Here is a 19,160-nt window from a genome sequence, read left to right as displayed (position 1 = left end):
ATGTCGTATCACTTCCAACTCGGCCGGGATTTCCACTCGTTCCCGGATCTGAAAACGCTGCTGGCGAAGGCGACCCCGCTGCGTTCCGGCGATCAACTCGCAGGTGTGGCGGCGGCGAATGCGGAGGAACGCGTGGCCGCGCAGATGCGGCTTTCCGAGGTGCCGCTGGCGACGTTTCTGGAGGAATGGGTGATCCCGTATGAGGAGGATGAGGTCACACGCTTGATCGCGGACCGACATGACCGTACGGCCTTCGCGCCGGTGTCGGGTTTGACGGTGGGAGAGTTCCGCGAGTGGCTGCTGGATTACCGGACGACCTCGGATGAACTCGCCGCCGTGGCTCCCGGGCTCACTCCGGAAATGGTCGCCGCGGTGAGCAAGATCATGGGCAACCAGGATCTCATTCTCGCGGCGAAGAAAGCGACCGTCATCACGCGTTTTCGCAACACCATCGGCCTGCCCGGCAGGATGAGCGTGCGGCTCCAGCCGAACCACCCGACCGATGACGCCCGCGGCATCGCGGCCTCCATTCTCGACGGTCTGCTCTACGGCTGCGGCGATGCCACCATCGGCATCAATCCCGCCACCGACAATCCCGCCGCGTGCGGCGTGCTGCTGCGGCTGATGGACCGGCTCATCACGGAATACAACATCCCCACCCAGAGCTGCGTGCTCACGCATGTGACGAACACGATGCGCTGCATCGAGAACGGCGATCCGGTGGATCTCATCTTCCAATCCATCGCGGGTACGGAGGCGGCGAACAAGAGCTTCGGCATCTCGCTCGACCTGCTTCGCGAGGCGCATCGCATGGGCCTCGAACTCAACCGCGGCACGGTGGGGAACAACGTGATGTATTTCGAAACGGGCCAAGGTTCCTGTCTCTCCGCGAACGCACATCACGGCGTGGACCAACAGACACTGGAAGCACGCGCGCATGCGGTGGCGCGGGAGTTCTCGCCGCTGCTGTGCAATACCGTGGTGGGGTTCATCGGACCGGAGTACCTCTACGATGGGAAGCAGATCATCCGCGCCGGACTGGAGGATCATTTCTGCGGCAAGCTGCTCGGAGTGCCGATGGGCTGCGACATCTGCTACACCAATCACGCGGATGCGGATCAGGATGACATGGACACGCTGCTCACGCTGCTCGGCGTGGCGGGCTGCACCTTCATCATGGGTGTGCCGGGCGCGGACGACATCATGCTGAACTACCAGTCCACGTCCTTCCACGACAGCCGCTACATCCGCCAGGTGCTCGGCCTGCGGGCTGCGCCGGAATTCGAGGCGTGGCTGGAGCAGATGCGGATCACGAATGCCGCGCAGCAGTTGCTGCCGGTGGGCGAGCGACACGCGCTGCTGTTGAGCGGGGAGGTGGCGTCGTGAACGATCCGTGGCAGCACCTGCGCGGGTTCACGGCGGCGCGGATCGCGCTCGGGCGAGCGGGCGGCAGCTTGCCAACGGCACCTTTGCTGGATTTCCGGCTGTCCCATGCGCGGGCGAAGGATGCGGTGCTCGCGCCGTTCGATCCGCTGGATCTCGCGGAGAAATTGTCCGGCCTGCACGGTCACCCACTGGTGTTGGAGAGCCGGGCGCTGGACCGGGCGACCTATCTTCGACGGCCGGACTACGGACGCGCGCTGTCACAGCACTCGCGGGAGTTACTGGAGGATGTGGACCGTAGCGCGGATCTCGCGATCGTGCTCTCGGACGGGCTTTCCACGCGGGCGGTGATGGAGCAGGCGGTGCCGCTGCTTTCCGCGCTGCTGCCGCTGCTGGTGAAGGATGGCTGGATCGTCGCGCCACTGTGCATCGTCCGTCACGGGCGGGTCGCGATCCAGGATGAGGTCGGCGGGCTGCTGGGCGCGAAGCTGAGCCTGATGCTGCTGGGCGAGCGCCCCGGGCTGGGTTCGCCGGACAGTCTGGGGGCGTATTTCACGTTTTCGCCGGAGGCGGGGAAAACGGACGCGGACCGCAACTGCGTCTCGAACATCCGCCCGGAGGGATTGGCTCCGGAGCTGGCGGCGAGGAAACTCCACGCGCTGCTGACCGCGTCTTACCGGCTCGGCTTGAGCGGGATCGGATTGAAGGACGACACGCCGGTGATGGGCCTTGGGGGCGTAACTGGGATCGAAGGATAGCGAAGGCAGGGAAGCCTCGAGGTGTCCGGGTCCGACAGATCCGTTCGTCGAGAAAGCGCCGCCCTTCCAATCTGAGTCCCGGAGGGACGACGAATGGTAGCCGGTGGCGCCAGCCACCGGAACCGCGCCCAACAATATTGAAGTCCCGAATGGGACGACGCTGCCTGCGCTCTCACGCCGGACCCACCGATCCAAGATCCATCGGTCTTACCGCCCGACCATCCATTCGCCGCCCACCGGACTCCGCCTGCGTCGTCCCTCCGGGACTCCATCCATCCCTCTTGCCTGACCGGTGGCTTGCGCCACCGGCTACCTTACGCCGCCCCTCCGGGGCTGAAGAAGCCGCTGGATCAGGTCGACCCTTCATCCGCAGACGCGCCGAAAGAGTACGGGTACCTCCTCTCAGAACAAACACTACCCGACCCTTGAGGGCTGGGCTGGTATGGGGCGGAACTTTGGCCCTCAAGAGCGGAGAGATCGGAGGAACTCCGATAACTCCGGTAATTCAAAACCGGATTGCCGGAATTACCGGACTGATCTGAAGGCGCGGACGCCATCCCGCAACCCATTGAAAATCAATCATCATTTTCACCACTCTCCACCACTAGTCCGCACGGAAAGGTTGGCGCCGGTTCTCCCTCAAACTAAAATTCCCTCCAGTTCGGAAATTCGGCCACGAAGTTTCCGCAACTGGAGTGAATTTTAGGTAGAACCGGGAGGGTCGGATTAGCGGAGTGGAGTTCTCTTTGAATAGCTGAAGTCGTGAGACTTCATGGTGGGTGGATTCGCCTCCTTCCTGCGATAGCCGCAGTTCTCCCGTCTCCATCGGGGTCCCCGGAGGAGATGCGACCTCCGAAGAACGGGGTGGGTTTGCCCCGCCTGAAGTCTCACGACTCCAGCTACGTGTGGATTGACGCCACCCCTCCCACCGCGCTCCATAGGCACATCCATGAAACTCGGTGCGATCACTCCCATCCTGCGGATCTTCGATGAAGACAAGGCCCGCGAGTTCTACGTCGGGTTCCTCGGCTTCCAGGTCGATTGGGAGCACCGCTTTGACGAAAACGCACCGCTCTACCAGCAGGTGTCCCGGGATGGCTGCGTGCTGCACCTTTCCGGCCATTTCGGCGATGGCTGCCCGGGCAGCGCGATCCGGATCGAGACCACCGGCGTGTCCGAACTCCAGGCCGACCTGATCGCCAAGCGCTACAAGCACGCCCGGCCCGGGCTGGAGAAAACCGAGTGGGGCACGCTGGAGGTGCGCCTCACCGACCCCTTCGGCAACCGGCTGACCTTTTCCGAACCGGCTCCCACGGAGTGAAACCATCCGCCGCGGGGAGATTTCGCCTTGGCGGGCGGGCCGGGAGTTCCTAAAACCCCGCCGCCATGACCCGCACGTCCATCGAGCTCTGCGCCAAGCTTTTCGTCGTCGCCCTCGCCATCGTGTTCGTTTACACGCTCTACCGCGTGCTCCACGAGCAGATGGGTCTGATCTGATTCGGCACCTCGGAGCGGGTGGCAGACAAGTAGCGCCAGGCTTGGCTTGGCGTGCTTCTGGCGGATGTTTCCCGAAAGCGGCTGCCTTTACCCGCCAAGACGCTCCTCCCACACGCGCCCCGCTGACGCTTGGGCGCGGATTTAAAAAGAAGCTTCCCCATCCGGAGGTCGCGTTGCGGCGCTCCGGCTATTGTCCGTGACCTCTCCGAGGTCAAAGAGAAGCCCGCTCACTTCCAATCCACGGCGACTTCCTGAAGGTGGCCGCCGCGGTCCTCGTATTTGAGGTGGCCGTGTTCCAAGGCGTATTCGTGGACGCACTTGGTGACCTTCACGTCGTAGGCGCAGTACTCGGCGATCTTGCGCAGAACACCGAAGTCGTTGGTTTTCTTATACTCTTGCCACCATTTCAGGGCATCCAAACCATCCGCGGTCTTGCCCACGCCGAGCGAGGCGGAGGCGGCGGAGTCCAGCTTGAGGCGGAATCCGAGCTTTTGCTCGAGGTCGAGCATCATGTCCAGGTTGATGGTCTGCTCGGCCAACGTTGGAAAGATATAGGGCTGGAGTACCGGGTAGTCGAACTGCATGTGATTCCAGCCCACCACCAGATCGGCGCGGCAGAGTTCTTCACCCAGCTTGTCGAGTTCGCTCTCGCGGTAGATCTCGTAGGTGCCGCGGGCGGTGCTGTAGGTCACGGCGATGGAGATGCCCATCTTGCCCTTGTTCGCGAAACCGCCCACGTCGCCGAAGCTGCGCTGCGTTTCGAGGTCGAAATAGACGATGTTCTTGCCAGCCACGGGCGACAGCTAACCGGGGATTCCGCCGGGCGGCAAGTCCGCTCCCGACAGGAAAAAGTGGTTACAAAATTTTTCCGAAGTGGAATCACCACAGTGTAGGAAAACAAGGGCAAATACGTATAGCCTCCCTATCAGGCCTTTCCCTGATCTCCATGAAAACGCTCCGTGTTGCGGTGCTGGCCCTTGCCTCCACCATGCCCGGCCTTTGGGCCGCGCCCCGTCTGTTCGTCTCGACTCCCACGCTCACTCCTGAAAGCGGGATCGAATTGATCCTCGACCGTGCCGTCGTGCCGGACGAGTCCGTTGGAAAAACCGCCGCCAATGACTGGCTGGTAGTCGAGCCCGCCCTCGCCGGGAAACTGGAATGGAGGGCACCGAACGTGGCACGGTTCCTGCCCGACCAGGTGCCGGCACTCGGGACGACCTACAAGTTCTCGGTGCGCGGCGGTCACAAGCATATCGACCAGTCGCCGGTGCCCGCCGGGCAGATCGCGACGGTGGAGAGCACGGCCTTCCGCATCGAGGCGACCAGCGCGCTCAACCGCTATCAGGAAGGCTTCACACCGCGCACCGCCTCGTGGCTGCTGCGTTTCAATGACGATGTCGACCCCGCGGCCGCCGCGCCGTTCTTCTCGTTCGAGAGCAAGGATGGCGGACGGGTGGCAGCGAAGACCGTGCGAGCCACCGCCGGACAGGCCGGAGCCACCAGCCTGGACACGTATTCGTGGAGCCAGCGCTTCGCCCGCATGAAGGCGAAGACGCCGCGCGATCCGAGTGCCACCCGCCCGGCCAACGATCCGTACGTGCAGGGACTGATTGTCACTCCGGTGACACCGCTGCCGGTCGGCCAGGATTGGAAGCTGTCGGTGCTCGCGGGCCTGCCGAACGTGGCGAACAACGCGAAGGTGAAGGACAACAGCAGCCAGCAGCTCGGCAACATCGATCCGCTCAGGGTCACCGCCATGAACGCCGTGACCACCGCCGACGAGCCGCGCGAGATCGTGATCGACTTCAACCTCGCGCTGCCGAAGGAAATCCCGGCGAACATCCTGAAGTCCGCGATCCGCCTGACACCGGAGCCGGAGAATCTCGACGCCACCATCCAAGGCAGCGAGCTGCATCTCAAGGGTGACTTCGGGGACGACGAGTGGGAGGTGAGCATCACGCCGCCACTGGCGTCCTACGATGGCCGGGCGCTGGCCGCGGGGGCATCGAAGAAACTCATCTTCGAACGCCTGGAACCCTCGCTGGCGCTGCCAAGCACCGAGGAAGCGCAGCTCGCCGCAGGCAGCCGCCAGTACCGCATCCAGACGGTGAACGTGCAGCAGGTACACGTGCGGGCACGCCAGATCTCCGGTGATTCGCTGGTGCGAGCATTCCAAGGCTACCGCCACTACACCGGCTCCGGCCACGATGGCGCGGACATCAAGCCGACCGCGCCGGTGCCGTTCGAACTGGTGCCGGGCAAGACCGTGTTGGAAAAGGATTTCGAGCTCGGCAAGGACATCGATACCTCCGGCGAAGTCACCTTGGAATGGGACAAGCTCATTTCAGGCGCGCCGAAGCACGGCACGTTCTTCGTGGAAGCCACCGGCACACTTACGGAAGGCGTCGTACATGAAGAAGGTCGTCCGTCCGCGCAGGCCTTCGTGCAGCTCACGGACATCGGCCTGGCGTGGAAGCTGACCAAAGGCGAGGCGCTGCTTTACGCGTTCTCATGCAGCACCGGCGAGCCTTTGCCGGGCGTGAAGATCGATGTCTATGGCGAGGATGCGAAGGCGCTCCAGCATGCCACCACCGATGCCGATGGCGTGGCCCGCGTGCCCCGCGGCGGGGAGGCGCGGCATCTGCGCGCGAGCCTCGGGGATGACAGCTACATCACCGCTTTCGACAACTCGCTGGCCACGGTCAGCCTGTGGCGTTTCCCGATCCACTATTCGTATGACGAGCAGCCGGAGTCGCGCCGCCGCGTGCTGGTCTTCACCGACCGCTCGCTCTACCGCCCCGGTGAAACCGTGCGGCTGAAGGGCATCGTGCGCAACCAGCGCGGCAACGCCATCGAGGCGGCCGACCAAGCCAAGCCCCATCTGGTGATCACCGATCCCCGGGAAAAGGAACTCATCAACAAGGAGATCACGCTTTCGCCGAACGGCACTTTCGACATCGAATACAAGACTCCGGATGGCGAAGTCGGCTGGTATGCGGTGAAGCTGGAATACACGGACGAGGTCAAGAAGTCCGAGGAGCTTCCCGAGGATGCCTATGAGGAGAAGGAACGCATCGCCGGCAATGCGACGTTCCACTTCCAGTTCCGCGTGGAGGAGTTCCGACGCAATGCCTTCGAGGTCGAGCAGAAGATCGTCGAGCCCGCGCCCGGTGTGGAAGCGGTGAAGATCGACCTGGCCGCGAACTATTACCAGGGCCAGCCGGTTGCCGCGGGCAATGCCGAACATTACACGCGGATCGCGGACGTGAACCTGTATCCGGACCGCTACCAGGACTTCCTCTTCGGCAACCATCACGAGGAGGACTGGCGCTACTGGTACCGCTACTTCAACTACCGCGAACGGGATGGGGACGACGACGAGCGCAGCACCGCCGAGGAGGGCAAGGCGCAGCTCGATGCCACCGGCAAGGCCACCTTCGGCGTGAACCTGCCGAAGGGCGACTTCCCGACCACCCGCGAGATCACCGTGAGCACGGAAGTGACGGATGCGAACAAGCAGACGCTCACCGCCAGCAGCATGGTGACCGTGCATCCGGCGGCGATCTACGTCGGCGTTTCCCGCACCGACCGTCTCGTCCGCGTGGGCGACAAGGTGCCGCTCAAGCTGGTGGCCGTGACTCCGGACGGAAAGCCGTATGGCAAGCCGGTGACGATCGAGACCGTGACCACCCGCGAGGTCAACGAGCAGTCGAAGACCGAGAACGACGAAGGTGCGACCGTGACCCGCAACGACGCGCACGAGGAACCGGTGTCCACCGGCAGCGCCACGATCCAGCCCGCCGGCAACGAAAAGGACGGCACCCTCTACGAGTTCAGCGCCACGGTGCCGGGCCGTCATTTCGTGACCTTCAAGGGTAGGGACGCGCAGGGCCATGCCTTCGCCACCACCACCACCTACTGGGTCTATGGTAGCAATGAATACCCGTGGGCCTACGAGGAGGGCATGAAGATCAAGCTGGTGGCGGAGAAGAAGTCCTACCGCCCCGGCGATGTCGCGCGCGTGCTGGTGCTTTCGCCCATCGAGGGCTCCGCGCTGGTGACGGTCGAGCGCGAGTCGGTGCTGCGTTCATTCACTGTGCCGCTGAAGGCGGACAAGCCGGTGATCGAGATCCCGCTGAACGAGGATGACGCGCCGAACGCCTTCGTCTCCGTGCTGGTAATCAAGGGCAGCAAGGATTCCGCCCGCGATTTCAAGGAGCCGCAGCTCCGTCTGGGCTACTGCGAGCTGACGGTCGAGGACGTCCGCAACCGGCTTTCCGTAAAGGTGGCTGCGGAGAACTCCACCGAGACGCTGCCGGTGAGCACCGGCGGCAGCACCACCCAGATCGCCACCTATCGCCCCGGGGATGAAGTGATCCTCGCTGGCACCGTGACCCGCGCCGACGGCTCCCCCGCCCCGGGCGCGGAAGTGACGCTGTATGCGGAGGACGAGGGCACGCTGGCGGTGATGGGTTACGAAAACCCGGACCCGATGGCATTCTTCCACGATCCGCGCGAGCTCGGCGTGAACTCCGGCACCTCGCTGGACAACTTCATTTCCGAGAATCCGGACAACCAGTCGTTCTTCAACAAGGGCTTCTTCGTCGGCGATGGCGATGACGCGGGCGGCGATCTCAGCAAGCTGCTGCGCAAGAACTTCGACCCGTGCGCGACCTGGGCACCGACCCTGGTCACCGATGCCCAAGGGAAGTTCCGCCATTCCTTCAAGGTGCCGGACACGCTGACGCGCTACCGCGTGCTGGCGGTCGCCACCGAGAAGGCCTCGCGCTTCGGCACGGTGAAGACGGACATCGTGGTGAACAAGCCGCTGATGCTGGAACCGAAGGCCCCGCGCTTCGCCAATGAGGCGGACCTCGTCACGCCGCAGGTGCTGGTGCAGAATGCGTCCGGCCATCGCGGCACGTGGAAGATCACCTTCACGCCGAATGGCGATACCGGCACGAAGCCGGTGTGCCGCGCGCTGGCGGAAACGACGCAGACGGTAACGCTCGATCCGAACGGCTCGACCACGGTCCCCTTCCCCATCGCCGTGGAAAATACGGGTGAAGCCGTACTTCGTTTCCAGGCCGAGCCGGTTTCGGTGGAAGGCGTTTCGCTGACCCCGGTGCTGGCCCGCAAGCTGGGTGACGCGGTGGAAACCCGCTTCCCGGTGAACTACCCGATGCCGCTGATCCGCCAGATGAAACTGGTGAAGCTGGCCGGTCCCGCCGCTGAAGTGGACATCCGCAGCCAGCTCGATCCCGCCTTGCTGGAGGGCAAGGGCGACCTGCAGATGGAGTTCTCGCGCTCGCTGCTGATGGAAGCCGGGGCCTCGGTGGATTACCTGCTGTCCTATCCGCACGGCTGCGTGGAGCAGACGACCTCGTCGCTGATGCCGTGGTTCGCCGTGAAGTCGCTGCGTTCCGTGGTGCCCAGCTTTGAGAAGGTGCCGGACGAGAAGGTCAAGAAGGCGATCCAGGCCGGAGCCAACCGCCTGCTCTCGATGCAACTGCCGAGCGGTGGCTTCACCTACTGGCCGGGCGGTCGTGACCGTGTGGACTGGGCCAGCTCCTATGCGGGCCTCGGTCTGGTGATGGCGGACAAGGAAGGTGCCGCCGTGCCGGAGGAAGCGATCAACAACCTCTGCAATGACCTGACCACCTCGCTGCGCGGCATCACCGACATCCGCTCGGCGTGGGACATGGAATCCGCGACCCGCGCGCTGTGGGTGCTCTCGCTGGCGGGCAAGCCGCAGCAGGCGTATCACAACCTGCTGCGCGACCGCATCGAATCCGTGCCGCCACGTGCGCGCCGTTTCCTCGCACTCGCGATCGCCGCCACCAATGCCGACAACGCGAAGGCCGAGGCGCTCGCGGTGCTGAACAGCACCAAGCCATTCAAGGCCCGCGATGACTCATGGATGCCGTGGAATCCGGATGCCGCGATGGATGTGCTGGCATGGGCCACCATCGATCCGAACTCGCCGGAAACCACCCGCACGCTCGACCGCCTCTTCCGCGACCGCAATCCCTACGGGGAATGGCGTACCACGTGGATGAACGGCTGGAGCCTGCTGGCACTCTCGACCTATGCGAAGACCGAGCCGAAGCGCGACAGCCGCATCGCGGTCACGCTCACCACGGCGAAAGGAGCCGATCCGTTCACGCTCTCGGCGGAAACTCCGGTGGCGAGCCGTTCCTTCACCACCGGCGGTCCGTTCAAAGCGACGGTGAAGTCCGATTCACCCGCGTTCATGCGCCTGAAGCTCGCCGCCAAGCCGAAGATCCAGCCGCAGCAACCGGTGGCCTCGAACGGATTGGAGATCACGCGCTTCTACGAGCGACTGAAGTCGGACGGCAAGAGCGAGCCGCTGGACCGTCCCGCCGTGGGAGATCTGGTGCGCGTAACCCTGCGCGTCACGCTGCCGAAGGATGACACGCGTTATCTGGTGGTGGAGGACCTGCTGCCGTCCGTGTTCGAAACCGTGAACAGCGACTTCGCCTCGCAGTCCGCGGCCAATGGCGGCCGCACCAGCCAGAACGATTGGGACATGTCGCACAGCGAACTGCGCGGCGACCGCGCCGTGTTCTACTTCGACCAGATCTGGCGCCGTGGCACCTACAGCGTGACCTATCTCGCGCGCTGCACGGTGCCGGGTGAAGTAACCGCTCCGCCCGCAAAGGTTGAATCGATGTACGATCCGGAGAAATTCGCGCTCTCCGCCTCGCAGATCATCCGCACGAAGTGAAGTCCGCGGGCCTTCGTGGCCCCGATGGTTGTGAAACCGCTCCGTCATCTCCGCCGCAAGCGCGTGGCCATTCCGCTAGCGCTTGCGGCCTTGTGGGCCTTCGGCTGGTTCGTGCTGCCGTTCCTGGTCCCGCTGCCCGCGGGATTGGGGACGGAGCCTGCGGCATCCCCAGTGCTGCTGGACCGCCACGGCGAACCGATCCGGCGGCTGACGCTGGACGATTTCTCCCGCAGCGAACCGGTCACGCTTGCGGACCTGCCGCCGGATTTCATCGCGTGCACGCTCGCGGCGGAGGACAAGCGCTTCTTCCAACACGGCGGGGTGGACCTGCTCGCGACCTGCCGGGCCGTACGGGATCTGGTGGCGCACCGCCGCGTGGTGTCCGGGGCCTCCACCATCACGCAGCAGTTGGTGAAGATTTCATCGCCACCGACGAGCCGCGGATTGATGGCAAAGATCCGCGAGACACTGGGCGCGCGGCGTTTGGAAATGACGTGGACGAAGGAACAGATCCTGACCGCGTATTTCAACCGGCTCGACTACGGCAATCGTCGTAGAGGACCGATGGAGGCGGCTCGGCACCTGCTCCAGAAGCCGCTGGCGGATCTCTCGCTCGGCGAGTGCGCGTTGCTGGCGGGTCTGCCGCAGGCCCCGACGCGCCTCAATCCGCTCAAGCGGCCCGATCAGGCGATCGCACGGCGGAACGTGGTGCTTGGTCGGTTGGCCAAAGCTGGAGCGACGCCAGCGGATCGGATTTCCGCAGCCATCGGCGAGCAACCCGGGCTGCGGCCCTTGGAAGAAAAGCCGGTGGCTCCGTGGCTTTCACCACCTGTGGGAAGCGAAGGACACGATCTCCAGACCACCCTCGATCTGCCGTTGCAGCGGGATGTGGAAACGATCGTGCGTGAAGAGCTTGCCGCGCTGCGCGGTGCGAACCTGCGTCATGCGGCGGTGGTGGTGATCGACAATGCGACGGGTGACATCCTCGCGCTGGTGTCGTCCGGTAATTGGAACGATCCGCGCGGCGGGCAGATCAACGGAGCGCTGGCTCCGCGTTCGCCGGGCTCGACATTGAAGCCGTTCACCTACCTGCTCTCGTTCCAAAGCACGGGCCGCTATCCGGGTTCGATCGTGGCGGACATCCCCACACGCTTCCGCACGCCGGAGGGGCTCAATCTTCCCGGCAACTTCGACCACACGCATCGCGGTCCGGTGTCGATCCGCACGGCGCTGGCATGTTCATTGAACGTACCGGCGATCCGTGAGCTGAACGATCTCGGCGGGCCGGAGCCGTTGTATCATCTGCTCACCGATCTCGGGCTCACCACGCTCGACGAGCGACCGGATCACTACGGACTCGGCCTGACCATCGGCAATGCCCCGGTGCGTTTGCTGGAACTGACCAACGCGTATGCGACGCTCGCGCGCGGAGGGATGTATTTCCCACCGCGGCTATTCCTCTCCACACCTCAGGAGGAACCCCGGCGGGCGTTTGACGCGCGCTGCGCGTGGCTGGTGGCGGACATTCTCTCCGATGCGGATGCGCGCGCGCCCTCGTTCGGCCGGCACGGGCCGCTGGAACTGCCGTTCAAGTGCGGAGCAAAGACGGGCACGTCCTCGGATTTCCATGACAACTGGTGCGTGGGCTTCACGAAGGATTTCACCGTGGGCGTGTGGGCGGGGAACTTCGACCAGACGCCAATCAAGGGCTTGTCCGGAGTCGCGGGTGCGGGACCGATTTTTCATCGCACGCTGGTGCGCGTGCAGCGCGACAGCGCGGCGGAATGGTTGCCTCGTCCGGAGGGAGTGATGGAGCTCGGCGTGGATGAACGCACCGGCAAGGCGCTGCCGCATGCATGGGGGACTATCGTGCCGCGCAGCGAGCTCTGTCTCACCGACCGGCAGCCGCTGCCCGCCGCAGCGGAGGACTATGATGCGGAGGGCCATGTGGTGCTCGATGCGATGTATCAGGAGTGGTTCAAGAGCACGGACAACCGTCGGCGCAATGAACTCGCATTGGCAGCCGAGCGTCCGGCACAAGAGCCGCTGAAGATTCTCGCGCCGCTGGATGGGATCACCTGCCTGCTCGATCCGGAGCTGCCCTCGGGTGGCAAAAGATTGCGTGTGGCGACCAATCTGCCGGGTACGGCGGTGTGGTCATCGCCCACACTGGCGGTCGAAGCAGCGGCTCCGGAGGCCGCGGTGGTCCTACAGCCCGGGACACATGTGCTGATCGCAACTGATCCACGTGACGGCACGCAGCGGTCCGTGACGATCAAGGTGAAGAAGCTGTGACTCCAAGGAGCAGGGACATTCCTGTCCCGTGTTGAAAACCACCCAGCTTTGCTGGCTGCTTCATTTCAAGAACGGAACAGGAATGTCCCTGCTCCTTGCTCAAGCCTCCACGGGCTCTTCCTCCACTCCGTCGTTGCGATGGATCCATACGCTCTGCACCAGCCCGAGCAGGAACATGCAGATCACGATGAAAGTGCCGGAGTAGCTGATGAGCGGCAGCGGGATACCGGTGATGGGCAGCAGCAGCACGTCCATGCCGATGTTCTCGAAAATGTGCGCGAAGAACAATGCGACCACCAGACAACAGATGAGGCGCCCTGACACGTCCTTGCTGTAAAAGGCGATGAACAGGCACTGGATCAGCAGTATCCCATAGGCCGTGATGAGAAGCAGGCTGCCGCGGAAACCGAGTTCCTCTCCAATCACGCCGAAGATGTAGTCATTGTGGGCGGTGAGGAAGGGGATCAACTTGCGGGCGTGCAGCGATCCGGAATCGGCGCTGGCGTTCCAGCCCGCACCTTTCCAACCGGACTTACCAATGGCCATGGACACGTAGTAGGCGGCGTAGGCATCGCCGTTCTTGTCCACCTCCTGACCCTGGGCCATGCGCAGCCAGGTATCGATACGTTCCGGACCGCGCTTCGACAACATCGGCAGCGCGATGAAGTTGATGAGCGGAAGCAACCCGATGCTGATGAAGGTCATGAACGAGAGGTAGCGGAAGGGCACGCCTCCGATCACCAGCGCCACCACGATCACGGGAACCCACACCAGCGCGGAACCCATGTCCCCCATCTTCATGACCAGCAGAAAGGGGATGGCGGAGGTCACACCGATGATTCCGATCCGCGCGAGGGGCGAGCCAAAGATGCGATGGAGCTTGGGCAGGTCCTGCATCAGCCAGGCAATCATGACGATGCCGGAGAAGATGCCGAGCTGTGCGGGCTGGAACGAGAAGGAGCCGAAATGCACCTGATAGACCGCGTTCTTCTGCACCATCGCCACGCCCATCAACCCGAGGCTGACGAGATAAACAGGGATGCCCAGCCAACGGATCCAGCGGTAGTTCACGAACGAAGCGGCGAAGAAAGCGACGCTGCCGGCCGCGATCCAGTACTTGTCCAGATGGGCGTAGTAGAGCCCGGCGGAGGGAAAGAGATCGTGCTTGTCAGCCGGGTAAGGCAGGTGGCGGGCGGCGCTCTCCACCATGAAGAGGCCGAAGATCAGGATGCCATACATGACCAGGACAAGCATCCAGTTCATGCCCAGAAGTTTACGCAGGAACGGCGTCATCGCGGGAAAGAACCGCACGATACCGTCCCCGCCCGCCATGGCAAGGCGGGCGTCGGTGAAAAATCAGATCACCGCGTGCTCAGCGGGCGTAGAGTCCGTTCGGCGAGAAAACCGCCGCAGGACCACCGGAAATGCCCACCGGAGGCACGATCACATTGACCTCCCTGCCATCAACGGTGAGCGAGGCGGAGGCTGCCACACGCTCGAGGCCCTGCTGGTGGAAGGGAGCGGTAGGGGCCGGTTCGCGGGAGATGAGTTCGGCATCGCCGAGACCGTTCAATGAAGTCTCGAAAGTATGACCGGCGACCACCACGCGGGCGGTCGCTTGATCGCCCTCGCCACGGACGGTGATCTCGGCATCGAGCACCGGCGCGTTTTCAAACGGAGTGCCCGCGAAAATCTTCGGACCGAAGTAAGCGCCCACGGTGGGATTCGAGCTGATGAAGCCCATCACCACCGGCGCGGCATTCGCATCGGGCTGCCAGAACACCATGCCCGCCGGAGCGGAACCGACCGGCGTGTGCACCACGCGCGCGACATGCACGATCACGTTCGGCATCGCCAATGACGGATGGGTGACGGCCACGAGATCCACGCCACCTTCCCAGGACATCCAGTTTGAAATCGACATGGGCTATTTGACTAACGGGTCATCCCGGTAGCGGCAAATGGGAAATGGCCGATGAATTCCAATGGCGGGAAAATCCCGGACTCAGGGTTGCCATAAAAGGGCCTCCATCTTTGCAAGCCTCTCCGCGAACCGAACACATTCCGAATCGACAACGGCTGCCTCCCCATTTTTCGCGGCCCCCTTCCACACATCCTGATCCCGTTGGAAATCGCGATACCGCTCCCGGGTCAGAACCGCTTCCAGTCCATTCCCGAGGACCCGCATCCGTTCTTCCATCGCATGCAGGACATCCCCGTTGGAGCCACCAGGCGGCGTCCACGGTTCAAAGGCCTCCACCAGCGTCTGGTATTGTCCTTCGTCCAACACCCCCGATTTTGATGACGACCAACGACTCTTGCGACGATCAAAGACCCCCGTAAACAACCCGAAGGTTCTCTCCTTATCCTGGAGCTCGCGCGGGTTGTCATCTCCCAGGCAACGGACCATCAGTCGTCCGTCGGTCAGGAACCGGAAATGACAATCCACCCGGCAACAAAGGTAGGTCTGATCCAAAGCTCTGCTGACAACGCCCCCGAGATCCGTGCGGCGTGCTCCATGACGGGTCAACTCCACCAGCTCGATCCCCAACAAGCTGTGGCGGGCCCGGTGCACCAGCACGCATGCTGAAGAATCCGCATCCCAATTCACCTCAAGATAGCGGGCTTCCGAATACCCGGGAATCGCGATGTCCTTGATGATCCGGTGTTCCTTCAAATCCGCCAGATACATCAGGCGCGCGGCCTTGGCGTGGTCCTCATCACGATGGAACGCCTTACCGTCGGCCGAAAGAATACCCAGCCGGCCATCAGGCGAAGTCGTCTCTTCTTCCAATTGGAAACCAGAAGGCCAATCGATTGCGAAGGCTGTCGCCGATAGCAACAACACCCACGCCAGAAGGAGCCGAGGCCACAACATATCCGGGATACAACGGTGCGCGCTGCAATCTTGCGGCCCGTACCATGACTATCACACGAAGGTCTCGCGCGGGCGCCAGGTGAGAATCTCCGGCTCACCATCAGTGACGAGGACGGTGTGCTCGAAATGGGCGGAGGGCTGGCGGTCCTCGGTGATGACAGTCCAGCCGTCATCAAGGATGCGGACACCAGGACGGCCCGCGTTCACCATCGGTTCGATGGCGAGGGTCATGCCGGGCATGAGGATCGGGCTCTTGCCGTTCGGGCGGTAGTTCGGCACCTGCGGCTCCTCATGCAGGTTGCGCCCGACGCCGTGGCCGACGAAGTCGCGGACGATGGTGAAGCCGAGCGGTTTCACGTAGTCCTCAACGGCACCGCAGAGATCAAAAAGGCGCTTGCCGGGACGAGCCCAGGCGATGGCTTCGTAGAGGGATTGCTCGGTGGCGGCAAGAAGGCGCTTGGTTTCCGGGAGGATGTCTCCGGCGGGAACGGTGGTGGCGTTGTCACCGATGAAACCGCTCTTCACGACACCGACGTCGATCTTCAGGATGTCCCCCGGCTGGATGCGGCGGGAGCCGCCGATGCCGTGGACGACCTCCTCGTTCACCGAGATGCAGATCTGGCCGGGGAAGCCGCGGTAGCCGAGGAAGGCGCTCTTGCTCTCGTGTTTCGCGATCAACGTGGCGGCCAGTTTGTCGATCTCACCGGTGGTGCGGCCTGGTTCCACAGCCTTGGCGAGTTCCTGCAACACGTCGGAGGCGACGCGTCCGGCATCACGCATCTTTTCGATATCGCGGGCGGACTTGATCGGGATGCGATTGTGGCGGGCCATGGGAAGGAATGCAGGAATGAAAAAGTGCGGACGGTTCAACCGGCCGTGGTGGGGTCGAACAGGGTGCGGATCGCGCCGCTGACGACATCGGCGGACGCCGTGGCGTCCAAGTGGCTCAGAATGCCATGGGTTTGATAGTAGTCCAGCAGCGGCACCGTGAAGCGCGTGTAGGCCGCGTGACGGCGGCGGAAATTCGTTTCGTCGTCGTCTTCGCGGCGGGACACTGTCGCACCACAGATCGGGCAATGATCATCCGGAGCCTGCGATTCCTGGCCGGTCCAGCGGCAGTCCGGGCATTCCACACGGCCGAGGATGCGATGGAGCAGTTCCTCCAGAGGAGCATCGAGCGCAATGACCCGGTCGAGAGACTGACCGTGATCCTCCAACCACTGGTCGAGGAACACCGCCTGCGGGACACTGCGGGGGAAGCCATCGAGCACCCAGCCATCCGGATGCCGCTCCAGCCACTCGCCGAGGATGCCACACATCAGGTCGTCCGGCAGATAGCCGCCCTCATCGAGGATCGGCTTCGCTTGAAGACCGAGCGGGGTGCCGTTCTCAACCGCCTCACGCAAGAGGGCGCCGGTACTGAGGTACGCGACGCCCGCGGAGTCGGCCAACCGGCGCCCCTGGGTCCCCTTGCCGGAAGCAGGCGGACCGAGGAGCACGACGCGGAGAGCCATGGCCTTTTCGATCAGTGGCCGCCCCTGTTGTAGATCCACACGGCGGTGCCGAAGATCACCAGCACGGCGACCACGGTCCACAGGTAAACCAGCGCGGTCCGCGAAGCCGCGGAACCGGTCTGGGCGAGGCGGTCGTAGCGGCCCTTGATCTTACCCTTGCGGAGGAAGCCGTCGTAGTGCTTCTGGATAAGGTGGGTTTCCACCTGGCGCATCACGTCAAGCACGACGCCAACCATGATCAGCAGGCTGGTGCCACCGAAGAAGTGGAGGACGAGGGAACTCGGCGGAAGGCTCACAATCGCGCCAACCATCACCGGCAGCATGAAGATGATCGTGAGGAAGATGGCCCCGGCAAAGGTCAGGCGGGTCATCGTGAAATCGAGGAACTCGGCGGTCGGCTTGCCGGGACGCACGCCGGGGATGTAGCCGCCATTGCGTTTCAGATCCTCCGCGATCTGGGACGGCTGGAACATGGTGGCTACCCAGAAGTAGGAGAAGAAGAAGATGAACAGGGCTCCAAGGACGTAGTACCAAGTGCCGCCACCGGCGAGGGCGTCATTCAATCTCGTCGCCCAGCTCGCATTGGGGAAAATCCACTTCAACATCATCGGCGGGAGAGAGAGCACAGCGGTGGCGAAGATGATCGGCATCACGCCCGCGTAGTTCACCTTGAGCGGCAGATACTGGGTCTGGCCGCCGAACTGCTTCCGGCCGACGACGCGCTTCGCATACTGGACCGCGATCCGGCGCTGGGCCTGGGTCAGGGCGATGACACCCGCGATCACGACAAGAAGCAGGACGAGCATCAGCAGCATCTTCCAGGAGTTGAAGGCGCTGCCATCGCTGGCGGTTCCCTTGGCGGGGACCACGAACAAGTGCCAGGCCTGGATCAATGCTCCGGGCAGCGACGCCATGATGTTGACCGCGATGATCACCGAAGTGCCGTTGCCAATGCCGCGCTCGGTGATCTGGTCACCGATCCACATCAGCAGCATGGCTCCGGCCACCACCGTGGCGACCACCAGGGCATACCAAGTCAGCGATGGATCCGGCACCAGCGTGCCGAGGTGATGGGTCGCGATCGCGGAAAGATAAGGCATGCTTTCCGGATGGGTGAGCGACTTGGCGACGAAGAAACCCTGGACCAGCGCGATGACAATGGTGAGATAGCGCGTGAACTGCGTGATCTTCTGGCGTCCGCCGTCCTCACGGGAAAGGCGGGCGAGCTTCGGCACCACCGCGGTCATGAGCTGGATCATGATGGACGCGGAGATGTAGGGCATGATGCCGAGAGCGAAAAGGCCCGCCGCCTGGAGGCCGCCGCCGGAGAACATCGCTAGCACGGCGGTCAGGCCACCGGCCGGATCCTTGGGATCGGCCTTGCTTTGGTAATCCATGAGCGCCTTGATCACGGTACCATCCACGCCCGGGAGCGTGATGTGGACGCCGAGGCGGACGATGATGATCATCGCCAGCGTGAACAAAATGCGGTCGCGGAGTTCGGGAATCCGCCAGGTATTGGCAAACGCAGAAATCATTGGGGCAGGGAAAAGAGTCGCGCGGTTTATAAACGCGATGAGGAAGCGCGCAAGCGCTTCCTCACCGGCGAGAAACAGGAGGTATGCGGGAAGGGACCTCAGGCCACCGTGACGGTGCCACCGGCCTTCTCGACCTTCTCACGGGCGGAAGCACTCACCGCGCAAACGGTGATGGTGAGCTTCTTGGTGAGAGTGCCGGTGCCAAGGAGTTTCACCTTGTCATAGCGGCCGTTGATGAAGCCCGCGGCTCTGAGAACTTCCTCGGTGATGACAGCGCCATCATCGAAGTTTTCCTCGAGGTCGTTGAGGTTCACCACCGCGACGACGTCGCGGAATTCGTAGTTGTTGAAGCCCTTCTTCGGCAGGCGACGATGGATCGGCATCTGGCCGCCTTCGAAGCCCACGCGGACGGAGCCGCCGGAGCGGGCGCGCTGGCCCTTGTTGCCTTTGCCGGAGGTCTTGCCGTGGCCGGAGCTTTCGCCGCAGCCCAGACGCTTGACGCGGTGCTTGGCACCCTTGTTCGGCTTGAGTTCGTGAAGTTTCATTTCC

13 protein-coding genes are annotated in these 19,160 nt (G+C 63.5%); 5 read left to right on the top strand and 8 right to left on the bottom strand.

The genetic code is table 11. The features are described 5' to 3' along the window. The 3 genes from KBB96_RS19835 (at window position 1) to KBB96_RS19825 (ending at window position 3,462) form a co-directional block, all read left to right on the top strand. On the top strand, window positions 1–1,386 hold the full coding sequence (locus KBB96_RS19835) for an ethanolamine ammonia-lyase subunit EutB (protein ID WP_211631232.1): 1,386 nt from the start codon (window positions 1–3) through the stop codon (window positions 1,384–1,386). Further along, window positions 1,383–2,141 carry an ethanolamine ammonia-lyase subunit EutC gene (eutC, locus tag KBB96_RS19830; RefSeq protein ID WP_211631231.1) on the top strand — a complete coding sequence of 253 codons (759 nt, stop codon included), beginning with the start codon at window positions 1,383–1,385 and terminating at the stop codon, window positions 2,139–2,141. Before KBB96_RS19835 ends, eutC begins: the two co-directional genes overlap by 4 nt. Before the next feature lie 949 nt (window positions 2,142–3,090). Then, window positions 3,091–3,462: a glyoxalase superfamily protein gene (locus KBB96_RS19825; protein ID WP_211631230.1), complete on the top strand. Its 372-nt coding sequence runs from the start codon at window positions 3,091–3,093 to the stop codon at window positions 3,460–3,462. 403 nt (window positions 3,463–3,865) lie between these two features. Here KBB96_RS19825 and KBB96_RS19820 read toward each other — a convergent pair whose 3' ends face one another. Continuing rightward, window positions 3,866–4,432 carry a ribonuclease H-like domain-containing protein gene (locus KBB96_RS19820; protein ID WP_226373591.1) on the bottom strand — a complete coding sequence of 189 codons (567 nt, stop codon included), beginning with the start codon at window positions 4,430–4,432 and terminating at the stop codon, window positions 3,866–3,868. A 152-nt stretch (window positions 4,433–4,584) separates the two neighbouring features. On the opposite strand from KBB96_RS19820, the gene KBB96_RS19815 reads away from it, so the two are divergent. Then, complete coding sequence (locus KBB96_RS19815; RefSeq protein WP_211631229.1) at window positions 4,585–10,386, top strand: alpha-2-macroglobulin family protein; 5,802 nt, start codon at window positions 4,585–4,587, stop codon at window positions 10,384–10,386. 63 nt (window positions 10,387–10,449) lie between these two features. Continuing rightward, complete coding sequence (locus tag KBB96_RS19810; protein ID WP_211631228.1) at window positions 10,450–12,681, top strand: transglycosylase domain-containing protein; 2,232 nt, start codon at window positions 10,450–10,452, stop codon at window positions 12,679–12,681. A gap of 99 nt (window positions 12,682–12,780) precedes the next feature. Here the strand turns inward: KBB96_RS19810 and KBB96_RS19805 are convergent, their stop codons facing one another. From KBB96_RS19805 to rplO, 7 genes are all read right to left on the bottom strand, one after another. After that, window positions 12,781–13,944, bottom strand: coding sequence for an FtsW/RodA/SpoVE family cell cycle protein (locus tag KBB96_RS19805; RefSeq protein ID WP_211631227.1), 1,164 nt, complete (start codon window positions 13,942–13,944; stop codon window positions 12,781–12,783). Between the two features lie 109 nt (window positions 13,945–14,053). Then, complete coding sequence (locus KBB96_RS19800) at window positions 14,054–14,587, bottom strand: hypothetical protein (RefSeq protein WP_211631226.1); 534 nt, start codon at window positions 14,585–14,587, stop codon at window positions 14,054–14,056. 99 nt (window positions 14,588–14,686) lie between these two features. Beyond that, complete coding sequence (locus KBB96_RS19795; RefSeq protein WP_211631225.1) at window positions 14,687–15,529, bottom strand: hypothetical protein; 843 nt, start codon at window positions 15,527–15,529, stop codon at window positions 14,687–14,689. 81 nt (window positions 15,530–15,610) lie between these two features. Then, window positions 15,611–16,390, bottom strand: coding sequence for a type I methionyl aminopeptidase (gene map / locus KBB96_RS19790; protein WP_211631224.1), 780 nt, complete (start codon window positions 16,388–16,390; stop codon window positions 15,611–15,613). Between the two features lie 35 nt (window positions 16,391–16,425). Beyond that, window positions 16,426–17,073, bottom strand: a complete 648-nt coding sequence (locus tag KBB96_RS19785) for an adenylate kinase family protein (RefSeq protein WP_211631223.1) — start codon at window positions 17,071–17,073, stop codon at window positions 16,426–16,428. Window positions 17,074–17,084: 11 nt separating this feature from the next. After that, window positions 17,085–18,611 carry a preprotein translocase subunit SecY gene (gene secY, locus KBB96_RS19780; RefSeq protein ID WP_211631222.1) on the bottom strand — a complete coding sequence of 509 codons (1,527 nt, stop codon included), beginning with the start codon at window positions 18,609–18,611 and terminating at the stop codon, window positions 17,085–17,087. 98 nt (window positions 18,612–18,709) lie between these two features. Continuing rightward, window positions 18,710–19,156 (bottom strand): 50S ribosomal protein L15, encoded by a 447-nt coding sequence (gene rplO / locus KBB96_RS19775; RefSeq protein WP_211631221.1) that lies wholly within the window; start codon window positions 19,154–19,156, stop codon window positions 18,710–18,712. Window positions 19,157–19,160 lie beyond the last annotated feature (4 nt).

The organism is Luteolibacter ambystomatis, from assembly GCF_018137965.1.
Taxonomy (GTDB): domain Bacteria; phylum Verrucomicrobiota; class Verrucomicrobiia; order Verrucomicrobiales; family Akkermansiaceae; genus Luteolibacter; species Luteolibacter ambystomatis.
This window is presented reverse-complemented; position numbering and strand designations above follow the sequence as displayed.